Raw genomic sequence first — 15,504 nt, 5'->3', positions numbered from 1 at the left:
ATGGTCGGGGTTCCTCGCACTCCGCTCGTTCCTCGCTCGTGCTCGTCACCCCTGGTGTTGGGTGGTCGGGGTTCCTCGCACTCCGCTCGTTCCTCGCTCGTGCTCGTCACCCCTGGTGTTGGGTGGTCGGGGTTCCTCGCACTCCGCTCGTTCCTCGCTCGTGCTCGTCACCCCTCCAGGACAACGGCGAGGCCCTGACCGACGCCGATGCAGATCGCTGCGACGCCCAGCCCGCCGCCGCGAGCGGCCAGCGCATGTGCCAGGTGACCCACGATGCGCCCACCCGAGGCCCCCAGCGGATGGCCGATCGCGATCGCCCCGCCATCGACGTTGACCTTCTCCGGATCGAGGTCCGGCCAGAGCTTCAGACAGGCCAACGACTGCGAGGCGAACGCCTCGTTGAGCTCGACGAGATCCACGTCCTGCCACGACCTGCCCGCGCGTTCGAGTGCGAGGTTCGCGGCCTCGACCGGCCCGATGCCGAAGATCGGCGGGTCGACGGCGGACGCCGCCCGGCTCACCACCCTGGCCAGCGGCGCCCGGCCGAGGTCGGCTGCGGCCGCCTCGTCCGCCAGCAGGACCGCGGAGGCGCCGTCGTTCAGCGGCGAGGCGTTCCCCGCGGTGACCGTGCCGGCCTCGCGGCGGAATGCCGGCTTCAACCCGGCCAACGTCTCCAGCGAGGCGTCGGGCCGGATGTTCTCGTCCCGGTCCAGGTCGACGCCCGGGACCGGGACGTGTTCCGCGTCGTACCGGCCGGCGTCCCAGGCCTCGGTCGCCAACCGGTGGCTGCGCAGCGCGAACTCGTCCTGCTGGTCGCGGCCGATGCCGTATTGATCGGCCAGGATCTCGGCGCCTTCGCCGAGCGAGACCGTCCATTCGGCCGGCATCCTGGGGTTGACCAGACGCCAGCCCAGCGTCGTGGAGACCAGTGTCTCGTCACCGGCGGGATAGGGCCGTTCGGTCTTCGGCAGCACCCACGGCGCCCGGGACATCGACTCGGTCCCGCCGGTCAGCACAAGACGCGCATCGCCCGTCTCGATGGCACGTGAACCTTGGATGATCGCCTCCACGCCCGAGCCGCACAAGCGGTTCACCGTCGCGCCCGGGACAGACGTGGGCACGCCGGCCAACAACGACGACATCCGCGCCACATTGCGGTTCTCCTCGCCGGCCCCGTTGGCGTTGCCGAAGAGCACCTCGTCGATCCTCACCGGATCGAGGTCCGGACTGCGGTCCAGGAGCGCTCCGATCACCGCGGCACCGAGATCGTCCGGCCGCACACCGGCCAGCGCCTTGCCGTACCGCCCGAACGGGGTGCGGACGGCGTCGTAGACGAAGGCAGCTCTCGCCATGGGGGACTCCTCAGTGGGCCGCGGTGCGGTCGAGCAGGTCGAGGCCGGTCAGCTCGCGCAGCGAGTCGACCGTGGCCGGGCCGAAGGTCTCGGTTACGGCGACCGTACCGTCGGCCAGGTCGAAGACGGCGACGTCGGTGTACACCCGCGATACGCAGCCCACGCCCGTCAACGGATAGCTGCACCGTTGCACGAGCTTCGGCGTCCCGTCGCGGCTGCGAAGCTCCATCATGACGAAGGTCTGCTTCGCGCCGATCGCGAGGTCCATCGCGCCCCCGACGGCGGGGATCGCGTCCGGCTTACCGGTGTGCCAGTTCGCGAGATCGCCGGACGCCGACACCTGGAAGGCACCAAGGACACACAGGTCCAGATGGCCGCCACGCATCATGGCGAACGAGTCGGCATGGTGGAAGTAGGCCGCCCCTGGCAACTCAGTGACCGGAATCTTGCCGGCGTTGATGAGATCGAGGTCGATCTCGTCGCCACTCGCCTCACGCCCCATGCCGAGCATCCCGTTCTCGGTGTGCAACGTGACCCCGCGGTCCGGTTCGAGGTAACCCGCCACCGTGGTGGGCATCCCGATGCCCAGATTCACGAACGCGCCCTGCGGGATGTCCGCTGCAACGCGGCGTGCGATGCCGTCCCGGTCCAGTGGCTGGCTCATTGCCCGACCTCCAGCTCTCCTGCTGCCGCCGGCTCGGCGATGCGCACCACTCGATCGATGTAGATGCCTGGTGTCACCACGGCCTCCGGATCGATCCCGCCCGCCTCGACCACGTCGGCGACCTGGGCGATCGTCGTCGCGGCTGCTGCGGCCATGATCGGGCCGAAGTTGCGGGCCGTCTTCCGGTAGACCAGGTTGCCGACGCTGTCCGCGCGCCGGGCCTTGATCAGGGCGACATCCGCCGTGAGCGGGTACTCCAGGACGTAGTCGCGACCGTCGATCGTGCGAGTCTCCTTGCCCTCGGCCAGCAACGTGCCGTAACCGGTCGGGGTGTAGAAGGCGCCGATACCCGCACCGCCGGCGCGGATCCGTTCGGCGAGATTGCCCTGGGGAACCACCTCGAGCTCGATCCTGCCCGCGCGGTACCGCTCGTCGAAATGCCAGGAGTCTTTCTGCCGGGGGAAGGAGCACACCATCCTGCGGACCCGCCCGAGCGCGATGAGTTGGGCCAGTCCCACGTCCCCGTTGCCGGCGTTGTTGCTGATCACGGTCAGGTCGCTCGCCCCCTGGTCGATGAGGGCGTCGATGAGTTCGACGGGCTGTCCAGCCGTGCCGAAGCCCCCGATCATCACGGTCGCACCGTCGGGGATGCCGGCCACGGCCTCACGGAGATCCTCGGTGATCAACATGAGGTGCGCGGCTCACTTCCTGTTCGGTAAGCGCACAGATGCGCGCTTGGGGAACCAATTGTTCCCTCGCCGGCGTACGCGGTCAAGGACGACGACCGTCGCGAACCGGCAGGGCGGCGCCGCGCATGCGGAGGCGCCGGCGACGCTTAGTGCACCCGCCGAGCCAGATGCCGGGCGAGCACAGCACAGACGATCAGCTGGATCTGGTGGAACACGATCACCGGCACGGCGACGACCGCAGCCGTCGAAGCCGGGAACAGCACGGCGGCCATGGGGAGACCGGTGGCCAGCGACTTCTTCGACCCGCACATGAGCAGCGCGATGCGATCCGAGACGTCGAGTCCGAGGCCGCGCCCGCCCCACCACGTCGCGGCGAGCAGCGCACCGAGGACGAGACCGCACAGCGCGACCAGGGCCAGCAGCATCTGCCAGGACACGGCGGACCAGACGCCGTCGGCGGTGGCCTCGAGGACCGCGCCGAGGACGACGATGAGGATGGTGCCGCGGTCGACCGAGACGGTCACGGAGCGATGGTTGCGGATCCAGCTGCCGGTCAGCGGTTGCAGGAGCTGACCCACGACGAACGGGAGAAGCAGGTGCAGCAGGACGTCGCGCAGCCCCTGGAAGCCTGCCGGTCCCACCTGACCAAGGAACGCGAGGACGAGCAGAGGCGTGAGCACCATGCCGAGCACGTTGGAGATCGTCGCGGCGCACAGGGCGCCGGGGACGTTGCCGCGTGCGATGGAGGTGAAGGCGACGGACGACTGCACGGTCGAGGGCAGGAGCGTGAGATACAGCAGGCCGGTGGCGAGTGAACCGCCGATCAGCGACCCGGTCAGCCCGTGCAGCGCCAGGCCGATGGCGGGGAACAGTAGGTACGTCGCGGCCAGGATGGCGCCCTGGAGCCGCACGTTGCGCAGCCCGGCGAGCACCTCGCGCGTCGACAGCCGCATGCCGTAGACGAGAAACAGGATGGTGACCGCGACGGTGCCCGCGGTCTCGACCGCCTCACGAGCAGCCTCCGGTACCGGGACGAGAATCCCGAGCGCCAGGACGGCGAGGAGGGCGAGGACGAAAGGGTCGATCCAGGTCTTGAGGAATCGCCTCATCAGCCGAGGGAGCCGACGGCCGGCTGCCACGGACGCGCCGTCCGGCGCACGACGAGGTGGGCGCGGTGGAACGGGTCACCGTCGAGGAGATGCAGGACGTCGTCGTGGTCCTGCCCGTGCACGAGCAGCAGGGCCCCCGGGGTGGCGGCGTCCTGCCAACGACCCGCGGCCACGACCCGGCCGTCCTCGTGCAACTGCCGGAGGAACTCCAGGTGCTGGGGCCGTAGCGCATCGATGTCGGCGGTGCGGGCCTGGTCGTAGACGTACTCGACGGCGAACAGGTTCATCCCGCCAGCCTACCGACGACAGGAGCGGGGTAGACCGTCTGTCAGCCGGAGAGAAGGAAGCCCAGGACGAGTCGGGTGAAGTCGTCGGCGGCCTCGACGTTCGAGATGTGGGCGGTCGGCAGTTCGTGGTAGATCGCGCCTCGCACGGCCTCGGCAACGGTGCGGGTGTCCTGCGGTTCGACCGAGGTGTCCGCGGCGCCGCCGATGACCAGGGTCGGCACGGTCACCGAACGGATCGCCTCGCGCAGGTCCGCGCGGGCCAACGCCGAGCAGGTGGCCGCGTACCCACTCGGATCGTTGGCCAGGAGCATGTCGGTGAGCCAGGCCTCGGTCTCCGGATGGTCCCGGGCGTAGGCGGTGGTCAACCACTTCTGCACCACACCGGTGGCGACCGCCGCCATGCCCTCCGTGGTCACGCGCTGCGCCCGGTCGCGCCAGGCGTCCGGCTGGCCGAGCCTCGGTGCGCTGTTCGCCACGACGATGCCGCGCACACGGTCGGGATGGGCGGCCGCGAGGTACTGGGCGGTGAGCCCGCCGATGGAGATGCCGACGACGTACGCGCGGTCGATACCGAGGTGGTCCAGCAGGGCGACGACGTCGCCACCCAGGTCCTCGATCGAGTACGGCCCCGGTTCGACCGGGGAGCGGCCGTGGCCTCGGCTGTCGTAGCGGATGACCCGGAAGTGCTCGGCCAGGGCGGGAACCTGCGCGTCCCACAGCCGCAGATTGGTCCCGAGCGAGTTGGACAGGACGACGGCGGGCTGTTCGGGCTCGCCGGTCACCTCGTGGTGGACGATCGGTGTGGACATGGCGTCACCGTATTGGCCGTCGGGGGAGGGGCCAACAGTTACGGACGACGCGTGGACGGTCGAGGTGGTTCACCAGCCCCGGGCGCGCCACTCGGCGAGGTGTGGCCGTTCCCGGCCGAGTGTGGTGTCGTCGCCGTGACCGGGATAGACCCGCGTGTCGTCGGCGAACCGGTCGAAGACACGGGAGGTGACGTCGTCGATGAGGGTGGCGAAGTCCTCTGCCGACCAGGTGCGCCCGACTCCGCCCGGAAAGAGGGAGTCTCCAGTGAAGAGGTGGACGCGGCCGGGCGACGGGCCGTCGTCGGGCTCGGTCAGGGCGAGGGCGACCGACCCGGGGGTGTGCCCGCGCAGGGCGATCACCTCGAGCGTGGTCTCGCCGAGCGTCACCACATCGCCGTGGGTGAGCGTGCGGGTGGGGCGGACCGGCAGCTCCGGGGCGTCCTCGGCGCCGGCGAGTACCTCGGCCCCCGTGGCCGAGGCGACCGCAGTCAGCGCGCGGTGATGGTCCCAGTGGCGGTGAGTCGTGAGCAAGGCGGACAGGCCGTCGCCGCCTTCACGGATCAGCGCGAGCACGCGATCGGCACGGTCGGCGGCGTCGACGAGGAGCTGGGAATCGCCGCTGGTGACGAGGTAGGCGTTGTTGTCCTCCTCAGAGACCGACGCCTTACGGACCGTCACACTTCCCAACCGGTGAGCCACGGACCGGCCGCCGGGCTCGACGTGAGCATCGGGCAACTCGTCCTGGATCTCGCTCATGGCCTCATCGTTCCGTACCGGGGGCGTGCGCGCCCAGCGGGCGATCGGCGTCGCCGGCCGCCTGCAGGGCGTGAGCGGCCCGGACCAGCGCCAGGTGGGAGAACGCCTGAGGCATATTGCCGGTGAAGCGGCGGTTCACCGGGTCGTACTCCTCGGCGAAGAGCCCGACGTCGTTGGCCGCGGAAACCAGTTCGTCCATGTAGCGGCGCGCGGTCCGGACGTCGCCCGTGCGGGCCAGCGCGTCCACCAGCCAGAAGCAGCAGGCCAGAAAGGGATGTTCGTCTCCCGCAACGCCGTCGACCCCCGTCGAGGTCCGGTACCGGTGCACCCAGGGCCCGTCCGCAAGCTCGTCCCGCACGCGAGCGATCGTCCCGAGGATGCGCGGATCGTCCGGTGCGAGGAAGCCGACCTGGACGAGTTGCAGGAGGGAAGCGTCCGTCGTCGTCGCGCCGTAGTACTGGACGAACGAGCCGAGGTCGGTGTCGTAACCGTGAGTGAGCACATCGGCGTGGATCTCGTCGCGGACGGCCCGCCACGACTCGATCGGGCCGTCGAGGCCGTGCTGCTCGACAGCCCTTACGGCGCAGTCGAGTGCAGCCCAGCACATCACCTTGGAGTGCGTGAAGTGCCGCAGCGGGCCGCGGACCTCCCAGATGCCGTGATCGGGTTCGCGCCAGTGCTCGACGAGCTGATCGATCAGCACCCGCTGGAGCGCCCACGCGTCCGGATCACTCTCCAGCCCGTGGCGGCGTGCAAGGTCGAGGGCGAGCATCACCTCGCCGAGCACGTCGTTCTGGTGCTGGTCGACGGCGGCGTTCCCGACGCGGACGGGGCGCGAGCCCGCGTAGCCGGCGAGGTGGTCGAGTTCGCGTTCGGGCAGCTCGCGCGACCCGTCGAGCCGGTACATGATCTGCACGTTCTCCGGGTCGCCGGCGACCGCCCGGAGCAACCAGGATCGCCAGCGTTCGACTTCACCTCGGTATCCCAGTTCGATGAGGGCCTCGACGGTCAGCGCGGCGTCCCGGAGCCAGCAGAAGCGGTAGTCCCAGTTGCGCTCTCCACCGAGCTCCTCCGGCAGCGAGGTGGTGGCCGCTGCCGCGATGCCGCCGGTGGGCCCCTGGGTGAGCACGTTGAGCACGAGCAAGGACCGCACGACCAGGTCACGGTACGGCCCGGAGTACGCGGCGGACCGCGCCCAGTCGCTCCACAGCTCCTCGGTCTCGGCGAGTGCGCGGGTGACGTCCGTGCGGTCGGGGACCGCCTGCCAGGACTTGCTCCAGGTCAGGACGAGGTCGACGCGTTCGCCGGCGGAGACGGTGAACCGGTCGGTGTGGCGTCCCGCTCTTCCCCTCGGCAATCGGTCGCCCTCGAGCTTCAGGGAGTCGGGACCGGCGATCGCTCGCACCGCCTCGCCAGTGGCCGTGCCGATGCGCCGGATCCAGGGGCGCGTCTTGCCGTAACCGAACCGGACCACCCACTCGTGCTCGAACGTCACGGTGCCGCTGACTGCCTCGACACGGCGGACGACGTCGGAGCGCTCGTCGCCCACCGGCATGGCGTCGATGACGCGGGCCGTTCCCGTCGGCGTCGTCCACGTGGTCTCCAGCACGAAGCTGTCCCCGCGATAGCGCCGGGTGGCCGTCACGTCGGAGTCGGGCCCGTCGCTGTCTGCGCCGTCGCCGGGCACGGCGGCCAGGCGCCATCGGCCGTTGTCCGGCCCGCCGAGCAGCGCGGCGAAGAGGGCCGGCGAGTCGAGCCACGGCAGGCAGAGCCAGTCGATCGACCCGTCACGAGAGACGAGCGCGACCGTGCGGGAATCGCCGAGAACCGCGTACTCGCCGATCGGGGTGGTGCCGGCCCGTGGGGAACCGGGGGCCGGGGAGAGCGCGGGCGTGGCGGAGCTCATCGCCAGCATCGTGACAGACATTGCGGCCTGTCGCCGAGGAAGAGACGGTTCGGGCCAGCCGCGTGCCGCCGCCCGATGTCGGCGATGTCACGTGGCGGCGCCATCGAACGGGTGTCCGAATGTCGGTGGGGCGACCTATCATCGGACGGGTGAGCGATCAGCTACTCGTGCGTGGCGCGCGCGAGCACAATCTCCGGAACATCAGCGTGGAGCTTCCGCGCAACCAGCTCATCGTCTTCACCGGCCTGTCCGGGTCCGGCAAGTCGTCGCTGGCGTTCGACACCATCTTCGCCGAGGGGCAGCGCCGCTACGTCGAATCGTTGAGCGCGTACGCGCGGCAGTTCCTCGGTCAGATGGACAAGCCGGACGTCGACTTCATCGAGGGACTGAGTCCCGCCGTATCGATCGACCAGAAGTCGACCAACCGCAACCCGCGCTCGACGGTCGGCACCATCACGGAGGTCTACGACTACCTCCGACTCCTCTACTCCCGCGCGGGCACGCAGCACTGCCCGGTGTGCGGGGAGCGGGTCACCGCCCAGACCCCGCAGCAGATCGTCGACCGTCTCCGCGAGATGCCGGAGGGCACCCGGTTCCAGGTGCTCGCGCCCGTGGTGCGCGGACGCAAAGGTGAGTACGCCGACGTCTTCCGTGAGCTGCAGTCCCAGGGCTTCGCGCGCGCACGTGTCGACGGTGAGGTGATCCAACTCGCCGAGCCGCCGTCGCTGGAGAAGAACATCAAGCACGACATCGACGTCGTCGTCGACCGGCTCGTGGTCCGCGAGAACGTCCGTCAACGCCTGACCGACTCCGTGGAGACCGCGTTACGGCTTGCCGACGGGCTCATGGTCGCCGACTTCGTCGACCTCGACGGCGCCGATCCGGAACGTGAGCGGCGCTTCTCCGAGAAGCGCGCGTGCCCGAACGACCACCCTCTCGTGCTGGACGAGATCGAACCGCGGACCTTCTCCTTCAACGCTCCGTATGGCGCCTGTCCCGAATGCACGGGACTCGGCACCCGGCTCGAGGTGGACCCCGAACTCGTCGTGCCCGACGAGGAACTCAGCCTGGCCGAGGGGGCCGTCGCTCCGTGGGCTGCACAGAGCGACTACTTCGTCCGCCAGCTCACCGCCCTGGGCGAGCAGCTCAACTTCTCGGTCGACGTCCCGTGGCGCCAGCTTCCGAAGCGCGCGAAGGAAGCCGTGCTGCACGGCAAGGACTACCAGGTCCACGTCCGCTACCGGAACCGGTGGGGGCGCGAGCGGTCGTACACCTCGGGGTTCGAGGGCGTCGTCGACTTCGTCAAGCGCAAGCACGCCGAGACCGAGTCGGACTGGTCCCGCGAGCGGTACGAGGGCTACATGCGGGAGATCCCGTGCCCGATCTGCTCGGGCACCCGCCTCAAGCCCGAGGTCCTCGCGGTGCGAGTCGGCGAGCTGAACATCGCCGAACTGTGCGACCTCTCGATCGCGGACGCCAAGCGCTATCTCGACGGCCTCGAGCTCGGCGCCCGTGAGGCGGCGATCGCCGGTCAGGTGCTCAAGGAGATCCACGCCCGCCTCGGCTTTCTGCTCGACGTCGGGCTCGACTACCTGACGCTCTCGCGCGCCGCGGCGACGCTTTCCGGCGGCGAAGCGCAGCGCATCCGGCTCGCCACGCAGATCGGGTCCGGCCTGGTCGGCGTGTTGTACGTGCTCGACGAACCCAGCATCGGCCTGCATCAGCGGGACAACCGGCGCCTCATCGACACCCTCAGCCGCTTGCGTGACCTGGGCAACACGCTCATCGTCGTCGAGCACGACGAGGACACCATCCGCACCGCCGACTGGATCGTCGACATCGGCCCCGGGGCCGGGGAGCACGGCGGCAAGGTCGTCCACTCAGGAACCTTGCCCGGCTTGCTCGAGACGGAGGACTCGGTGACCGGCGCCTACCTGGCGCGCCGGCGAGAGATCCCCACCCCGGCCGTACGCCGGCCGATCGACAAGAAGCGGAAGCTCACGGTCGTCGGGGCGCGGGAGAACAACCTCAAGGACATCACCGTCGACTTCCCGCTCGGGACGTTCATCTCGGTGACGGGTGTGTCTGGCTCGGGCAAGTCGACACTGGTCAACGGCATCTTGTACAAGGCGCTCGCCAACGAGCTGAACCGGGCCCGCAGCGTGCCCGGGCGGCACCGGCGGGTCACCGGCGTTGACCAGCTCGACAAGGTCGTCCACGTCGACCAGTCGCCCATCGGGCGGACCCCCCGCTCGAACCCGGCCACCTACACGGGCGTGTGGGACCACATGCGCAAGCTGTTCGCCGAGACCACCGAGTCCAAGATCCGGGGCTACGGTCCCGGCCGGTTCTCGTTCAACGTCAAGGGCGGGCGCTGTGAGGCCTGCAAGGGTGACGGCACCATCAAGATCGAGATGAACTTCCTGCCGGACGTCTACGTCCCGTGCGAGGTCTGCCACGGTGCTCGGTACAACCGGGAGACGCTCGAGGTGCACTTCAAGGGCAAGACGGTCGCCGAGGTCCTCGACATGCCGATCGAGGAGGCGGCCGACTTCTTCTCTGCGGTGCCCGCCATCACTCGGCACCTGCGGACCCTGGTCGATGTGGGGCTCGGCTACGTCCGGCTCGGTCAGCCGGCCCCGACGCTCTCGGGAGGGGAGGCGCAGCGCGTCAAGCTCGCCTCCGAGCTGCAGAAGCGATCGAACGGTCGGAGCGTGTACGTGCTCGACGAGCCCACGACGGGCCTGCACTTCGAGGACATCCGCAAGCTCTTGATGGTCCTGCAGGGCCTGGTGGACAAGGGCAACACGGTCATCGTCATCGAGCACAACCTCGACGTCATCAAGAGCGCCGACTGGATCATCGACATGGGGCCCGAGGGGGGGAGCGGCGGCGGCACCGTCGTCGCGAGCGGGACCCCCGAGGACGTCGCCGGTGTGGCGGGGTCGTACACCGGCCAGTTCCTCGCCGAGATCTTCGAGCCTGCCGCGGCGGCGGTCTGAGCGGGTTCCCCAACGTGTCTGGGGGCGAGCTGGGCGTCAGCTTGACGGAACTGTAATCGATTTGCCACCGTAAGCGCTGGTCACACGCCCACCCACGTCGCCAGAAAGATCGAGGATGATCACCGTACGACGCTCCGGCTCACGCCTGCGCCACGCCCTCGCTGTCCTGCTCGCCGGAACCCTGCTCGCGGTCGCGGCGCCCGCGGGGGCGGCCCCGGACCAGTACGAGAACGCCGTCACCGACAGCTTCTCCGACACCTACGCGGACCCGGCCGTCATCCAGGGCAAGGACGGGTGGTGGTACGTCTACGCGACCGCCGACCCCCTGGTCTCCGGTGACGAGTACGGGATGATGCACGTCGCCCGCACCCGCGACTGGACGGACTGGGAGTACCTGGGCACGCTCTTCGACGAGACGACGATGCCGTCCTACGCCACGGACGAGACCTTCCTGTGGGCGCCGGACATCCGCTACATCGACGGGCAGTACGTGCTGTACTTCACCGTCACGGACACGACCCTGAACGAGGGCGCGGACAGCGCGGTCGGCGTCGCGACGGCCGACCGGCCCGAGGGGCCATTCACCCCGACCGACGAGCCCATCATCGAGCCCCGTCCGGACGACGACGGCGAGGGCTTCCTCGGCACCATCGACCCGGCCGGCTTCACCGACGTCGACGGGCAGAACTACCTCTACTTCGGTGCCTACGACGGCGGCTTCTGGGGCACACCGGTCAGCGACGACGGCCTCACCGCCACCGGTGAGTACACCCAGCTGACTCTGGGGGACCGGTATGAGGGCGGCTACGTCGTCCGGCACGACGACTGGTACTACTTCATGGGGTCGTCGGCGAACTGCTGCGCCGGACCCACCACCGGTTACACGGTCAGCGCCGGCCGGTCGAGGTCCCCGCTCGGCCCGTTCGTCGACGACACCGGCCAGAGCCTGCTTGATCCGTACATCGGTGGCACGAACGTCATCCACCAGAACGGCAACGAGTTCATCGGCGTCGGCCACCACGCGATCGCCACCGACGCGGCCGGACGCGACTGGATGGTCTACCACGGTATCGATCGCAACGAGCCATGGCTGGACGAGCCGTTCGGCATCAACCGGCGTCCCACCCTCATCGATCCGATCGACTGGATCGACGGCTGGCCGCGCGTCCGTGCCGGGGCGGGCCCGTCGTCGGGGCCGCAGACGCCGCCGGTGACCGAGTCCGACCTCGGGATCGTCTCCGAGGACCTGACGGCCGGAGGCATGCGCGGCTTCGTCCGCGGCCCCGAGGATCCGTTGGCCGGTGCCACGGCGAAACTGCGTGGTCACGCACGGACGGCGGCGGCCGCGCCCGCCGACCGGGTGCGCGTGCGGTTCGACGCCCGCTCCGACGGGGGCCCGGTCACGGTGCGTCTCGGGACCCGGCGCGACGGCGCCGTGGTGACTGCTGACCCCGGTGCCGGCACACTCACGGTGGAGACCGCCTCCGGCGGTGCCAGGCAGGTTGCCACCGACGAGCTGCCGGCCGCTCCCGACTGGCAGACTGTCGTCGTCGAGGTCGACGGTCCTGAGGTACTCGTGCAGGCCTCGGAGTCGGATCTGAACGACCCGGCGGCCGAAGTGCGCACGCGGCACGAGGGTCTTAGCCTGCCCAGCGCCCCCGTCCGCTTCCGCGGCCACGGAGCCGGCGGGGCGGTGCTGGACAACCTCACCGTGGCAGAACCGGCCACCGAGGCGACCGAGATGGTCCCGGTACCCGAGCCGGGCCGGCAGCTCGGCGGCGACGAGTTCGACGCGCCCGACCTGGCGGACTGGACCTGGGTGCGCGAGAACCCGGACGCCGAGGTGTCCGGCGGTCAGCTGACCTGGCCCGTCGAGGAGGGCGAGCTCGTCGGCGGCGAGAACCCGGCGGGCGTACTACTCCGGGATGCCCCGAGTGACGAGGACTGGATCGTCGAGACTCGGGTGGACCTCGATCTCGACATCCGCGGCAACCAGAACTTCCAGCAGGCAGGCCTGGTCGTCTACCGCGGCGACGATGACTTCGCCCGGCTCAGCAAGGTCGCCATCAACGACACGCGTCAGGTCGAGTTCGGCCGCGAGATGCCCGAGGCCGACGGGCTGTCCTTCGGCGGGTCTATCGTCGGCCGGCCGGGACAGGACAGCACCTGGCTCCGGATCGCGCACCATGTGAACGCCGAGGGCGAGCACCTCTACCGCGCGGGAAGCAGCAACGACGGCGAGACCTGGACCTGGGGTGCCGTCTGGGCGTTCGAGCCCGGCGAGACGCCACGCATCGGACTGATCTCGCAGGGCGGTGCCTCGCCGGACGTGAGCGCGCAGTTCGACTACGTCCGCTTCTACGAGACCACCTGGCCGGAGGCGTAGCAGCCCAGCCGATGAGGCTCGTGCGGGGCGGGCCGGGCAGAACTGCCCATCGCTTGCCGTGCGTCGTCGGTCTAGTCTCGCTGCAATGACCGACGCGCAGTGGAGGGGCTGCCTCGCCGCGCTGGTTCCGTACGCGGGCACGTCCGTCTCCGCGGCGCCAGGCGGCGTCAACGCCGGAGACCGGGTTCCGGAGGGCCGATGATCGTCGGCGTGCGTGCCGGGTTGGCTTCGGGCCTGCTGCTTGTCGGCACGGTCGGGACTGTGGCCGGAGGGTTTGTCGTCACGGCGACGGAACCGGATCTCGCTGGGCTGCCCTACCTGGCCGTCGTCATGGTCGCCGTCGCCATTGCGGGAATGGTCGCGCTGACGCGGTACCAGCGAGCGATGGACCGGCCGTACAGCGGATTGCTCGAGTGGCCCGGACAGGTCATCCGCCTGGTGACCGTGTTCGCACTGGTGGGCGGCACGGTGCTCCTGGCACGTGCCGTGTACTCCGGCTGGCAGGCCGGACTGCTGCCGGAGGCGACACTGATGGCCGCGGTGGCGGGCGGGTGCCTGGCGGGCGGCGTGCTCGTGGTTCCGGTGCGTCGAACCGCCTGGCAGCTGAACTGGCGTGGGGGAGTCGTGGCCGTCGTGGCGATCGCGGTGCCGGCGGTGATAGCGCTGGTTCCCCCGGCGGTGGCCGAGCCGTTCTTCGTGAACAGTACGAGGGCGGACGCCGCCGAGCCGCGGCCGGTCCCCGACCCGCCGGTCGTGCGCCGGTGGGGCAGTCCGGTGGACGACTACGTCTCCGGGATGTGGCCGGCCGGAGACGGCGTCGTCGTCGAAGTCGCGGACCTGCCCCCACCTGGGGTCACGGACCCGTCGGTCGACCCGACGTACCACGGTGGTAACACCATCGTTGCCCTGGAGGGCGCGACAGGCGAGGAACGCTGGCATTGGTCCCGCCGGGGAGCGATCGCCCTGGCGACGGAGGTCTCGCCGGACGGCTCACACGTGGTGGTCGACTACCGCGTGGCCGGCGAAGGCGGGCTGGTCGTGCTCGACGCGATGACCGGGGAAGAGGTCTGGTCCCATCCTCCGCGGCAGCGCCAGCTGCCGGGCGAGCTGGTGGCCGCCACCGACGAGACCGTCGTTCTGCACCGGGAGGAGCGCTCCGAGACCACCGGCGGTCCGGGACGCAGTGCCGATCCGGGCCACGAAGCCCTGACCACGGTGGTGGACATGGATACCGGCGACGCGCTCCGGCAAGACGACGAGTGTGATCCGCTGACCACCACCGGCCGCACCCTGGTGTGCGGCGGCGGCGACCAGGCGTGGGGTGTGGACGCGCGGACCGGCGAGCAGCGCTGGATCGTCGACGCCAACGACCTCCGCCCGGACGACGTCCCGGTCTCCGCGGCCGAACGGTTCGCGTCCCGGGTGCCCGGCTTCCTGACGCTCGAGTACACCTGGGACGACAGCGCCGAGCAACGGCGTCTGCTGGTGGACGCGAGAACCGGGGAGGTCGCTGGAGACATCGGGACCGCACGGGCCTATGCCGCGTCGGGCAGCCATGTGCTGATCGCCGCGGGCGGCGACCTGCCCTGGGACGAGATCCGCTCCGACAACGACCCGACCGAAGCCGTGCTCGACACCGAAACCGGCGCGTCCGCGACCCTCGAGACCGACGCACGGAACCTCATCTGGGTCGCCCAGCTGGAGTGCTCCGGGGCCGGCTCGGCCGGTTCCGGGGCCGGATCGGGCTTCTGGTGCCTGTCGACGTCGGACGCGTCCGGACCGGTCGCCGTCCATGTGGCACCGGACGGGACGGCGTCCGAGCCCGTGCCGCTCGAGGAGGCCGACGGCGAGCTCTTCATCCCCGGGGGTGACTCGGACGGTCCGCCCGCCGTCGCGGCAGTCCCCGGCGGGGTGGTCGCCAACACGGTGCGGGACGGCACCGCCTTCGTGGTCGGCCTCGCGCCGGCCGGCTGACGGTATCCCGGGTGCGCCGCATGGGCAGGCGGGGTGTGATCCAGGTAACGTTGCTGCATGGGCGGACTGCTGACCTACGACGTCACTGTCGATTGGACCGGGGCAGACGAACGCGGAACTGCGAGCTACACCGGCTACTCCCGCGACCATGAGGTACGCGTGGAGGGAAAGCCGACGCTGCTGGCCACCTCGGACCTCAAGGTCCGCACCGACGTCAGCCGACATCGCGCGGAGGAACTGTTCCTCGGATCGCTGGCCCAGGCGCAGATGCTCTGGTTCCTGCGCACGGCCGCCAAGCGCGACGTCGTCGTGACCAGCTATGCCGACAAGGCCACCGGGACCCAACGCGTCGAGGGCGCCGGTTCCGGTCCGTTCGTCGACGTCGTGCTGCGTCCGCACGTGACCTACGCCGATCCCGGAATCACCGAGGAGCTGGCGGCACGACTGCACACCGAAGCGCGCGAGTACAACCACCTCGCCCGGTCCGTGACCTTCCCCGTCCACGTCGAACCCGTCGCGGTCCCGCTGCCGACGGCGTGAACCCGGCCACCGCGGTGCCGCGGGGCGCGG

General features: G+C 70.2%; 12 protein-coding genes. 4 read left to right on the top strand and 8 right to left on the bottom strand.

The window, feature by feature from the left end; genetic code table 11:
* Positions 1–167: 167 nt before the first annotated feature.
* The 8 genes from ACFSE6_RS09120 to ACFSE6_RS09085 all read right to left on the bottom strand — a co-directional run bounded on the left by ACFSE6_RS09120 (position 168) and on the right by ACFSE6_RS09085 (position 7,572).
* Complete coding sequence (locus ACFSE6_RS09120) at positions 168–1,352, bottom strand: thiolase family protein (RefSeq protein ID WP_388005399.1); 1,185 nt, start codon at positions 1,350–1,352, stop codon at positions 168–170.
* 10 nt (positions 1,353–1,362) lie between these two features.
* Positions 1,363–2,016 carry a 3-oxoacid CoA-transferase subunit B gene (locus ACFSE6_RS09115; RefSeq protein WP_388005396.1) on the bottom strand — a complete coding sequence of 218 codons (654 nt, stop codon included), beginning with the start codon at positions 2,014–2,016 and terminating at the stop codon, positions 1,363–1,365.
* Entirely contained in the window at positions 2,013–2,705 is a 693-nt protein-coding gene (locus tag ACFSE6_RS09110) for a 3-oxoacid CoA-transferase subunit A (protein WP_388005393.1), read from the bottom strand. The genes ACFSE6_RS09115 and ACFSE6_RS09110 overlap by 4 nt, the downstream gene beginning before the upstream one ends.
* A gap of 146 nt (positions 2,706–2,851) precedes the next feature.
* A complete protein-coding gene (locus tag ACFSE6_RS09105) occupies positions 2,852–3,814 on the bottom strand; it encodes a bile acid:sodium symporter family protein (RefSeq protein WP_388005390.1) in 963 nt (320 codons plus the stop codon).
* The gene (locus ACFSE6_RS09100; RefSeq protein ID WP_388005387.1) at positions 3,814–4,101 is read right to left on the bottom strand and encodes a YciI family protein; all 288 of its coding nucleotides are present in this window, start codon (positions 4,099–4,101) and stop codon (positions 3,814–3,816) included. The genes ACFSE6_RS09105 and ACFSE6_RS09100 overlap by 1 nt, the downstream gene beginning before the upstream one ends.
* 41 nt (positions 4,102–4,142) lie before the next feature.
* Complete coding sequence (pcaD, locus tag ACFSE6_RS09095; RefSeq protein WP_388005384.1) at positions 4,143–4,910, bottom strand: 3-oxoadipate enol-lactonase; 768 nt, start codon at positions 4,908–4,910, stop codon at positions 4,143–4,145.
* Positions 4,911–4,979: 69 nt separating this feature from the next.
* Complete coding sequence (locus ACFSE6_RS09090; protein ID WP_388005381.1) at positions 4,980–5,666, bottom strand: MBL fold metallo-hydrolase; 687 nt, start codon at positions 5,664–5,666, stop codon at positions 4,980–4,982.
* A 4-nt stretch (positions 5,667–5,670) separates the two neighbouring features.
* Entirely contained in the window at positions 5,671–7,572 is a 1,902-nt protein-coding gene (locus ACFSE6_RS09085) for a glycoside hydrolase family 15 protein (protein WP_388005378.1), read from the bottom strand.
* A 149-nt stretch (positions 7,573–7,721) separates the two neighbouring features.
* Between ACFSE6_RS09085 and uvrA the strand changes: the two genes are divergently transcribed.
* From uvrA to ACFSE6_RS09065, 4 genes are all read left to right on the top strand, one after another.
* Complete coding sequence (gene uvrA, locus ACFSE6_RS09080; RefSeq protein ID WP_465254135.1) at positions 7,722–10,574, top strand: excinuclease ABC subunit UvrA; 2,853 nt, start codon at positions 7,722–7,724, stop codon at positions 10,572–10,574.
* Positions 10,575–10,689: 115 nt separating this feature from the next.
* Positions 10,690–12,960 carry a family 43 glycosylhydrolase gene (locus tag ACFSE6_RS09075; protein WP_388005372.1) on the top strand — a complete coding sequence of 757 codons (2,271 nt, stop codon included), beginning with the start codon at positions 10,690–10,692 and terminating at the stop codon, positions 12,958–12,960.
* Positions 12,961–13,158: 198 nt separating this feature from the next.
* Positions 13,159–14,934 (top strand): outer membrane protein assembly factor BamB family protein, encoded by a 1,776-nt coding sequence (locus tag ACFSE6_RS09070; RefSeq protein WP_388005369.1) that lies wholly within the window; start codon positions 13,159–13,161, stop codon positions 14,932–14,934.
* A gap of 57 nt (positions 14,935–14,991) precedes the next feature.
* Positions 14,992–15,474 carry an OsmC family protein gene (locus tag ACFSE6_RS09065; protein WP_388005366.1) on the top strand — a complete coding sequence of 161 codons (483 nt, stop codon included), beginning with the start codon at positions 14,992–14,994 and terminating at the stop codon, positions 15,472–15,474.
* Positions 15,475–15,504: the final 30 nt, after the last annotated feature.

Origin of the sequence: Georgenia deserti (genome assembly GCF_042680605.1) — a bacterium.
Taxonomy (GTDB): domain Bacteria; phylum Actinomycetota; class Actinomycetes; order Actinomycetales; family Actinomycetaceae; genus Allobogoriella; species Allobogoriella deserti.
Note: the sequence above shows the minus strand (reverse complement) of the source record. Positions and strands in the feature narration are given on the sequence as shown.

Coding starts and splice junctions, on each gene's coding strand:
- ACFSE6_RS09105 (WP_388005390.1), bottom strand. CDS start 3,814: ATGAGGCGATTCCTCAAGACCTGGATCGACCCTTTCGTCCTCGCCCTC.
- pcaD (WP_388005384.1), bottom strand. CDS start 4,910: ATGTCCACACCGATCGTCCACCACGAGGTGACCGGCGAGCCCGAACAG.
- ACFSE6_RS09065 (WP_388005366.1), top strand. CDS start 14,992: ATGGGCGGACTGCTGACCTACGACGTCACTGTCGATTGGACCGGGGCA.
- ACFSE6_RS09110 (WP_388005393.1), bottom strand. CDS start 2,705: ATGTTGATCACCGAGGATCTCCGTGAGGCCGTGGCCGGCATCCCCGAC.
- ACFSE6_RS09100 (WP_388005387.1), bottom strand. CDS start 4,101: ATGAACCTGTTCGCCGTCGAGTACGTCTACGACCAGGCCCGCACCGCC.
- ACFSE6_RS09090 (WP_388005381.1), bottom strand. CDS start 5,666: ATGAGCGAGATCCAGGACGAGTTGCCCGATGCTCACGTCGAGCCCGGC.
- ACFSE6_RS09085 (WP_388005378.1), bottom strand. CDS start 7,572: ATGAGCTCCGCCACGCCCGCGCTCTCCCCGGCCCCCGGTTCCCCACGG.
- ACFSE6_RS09075 (WP_388005372.1), top strand. CDS start 10,690: ATGATCACCGTACGACGCTCCGGCTCACGCCTGCGCCACGCCCTCGCT.
- ACFSE6_RS09115 (WP_388005396.1), bottom strand. CDS start 2,016: ATGAGCCAGCCACTGGACCGGGACGGCATCGCACGCCGCGTTGCAGCG.
- ACFSE6_RS09120 (WP_388005399.1), bottom strand. CDS start 1,352: ATGGCGAGAGCTGCCTTCGTCTACGACGCCGTCCGCACCCCGTTCGGG.
- ACFSE6_RS09070 (WP_388005369.1), top strand. CDS start 13,159: ATGATCGTCGGCGTGCGTGCCGGGTTGGCTTCGGGCCTGCTGCTTGTC.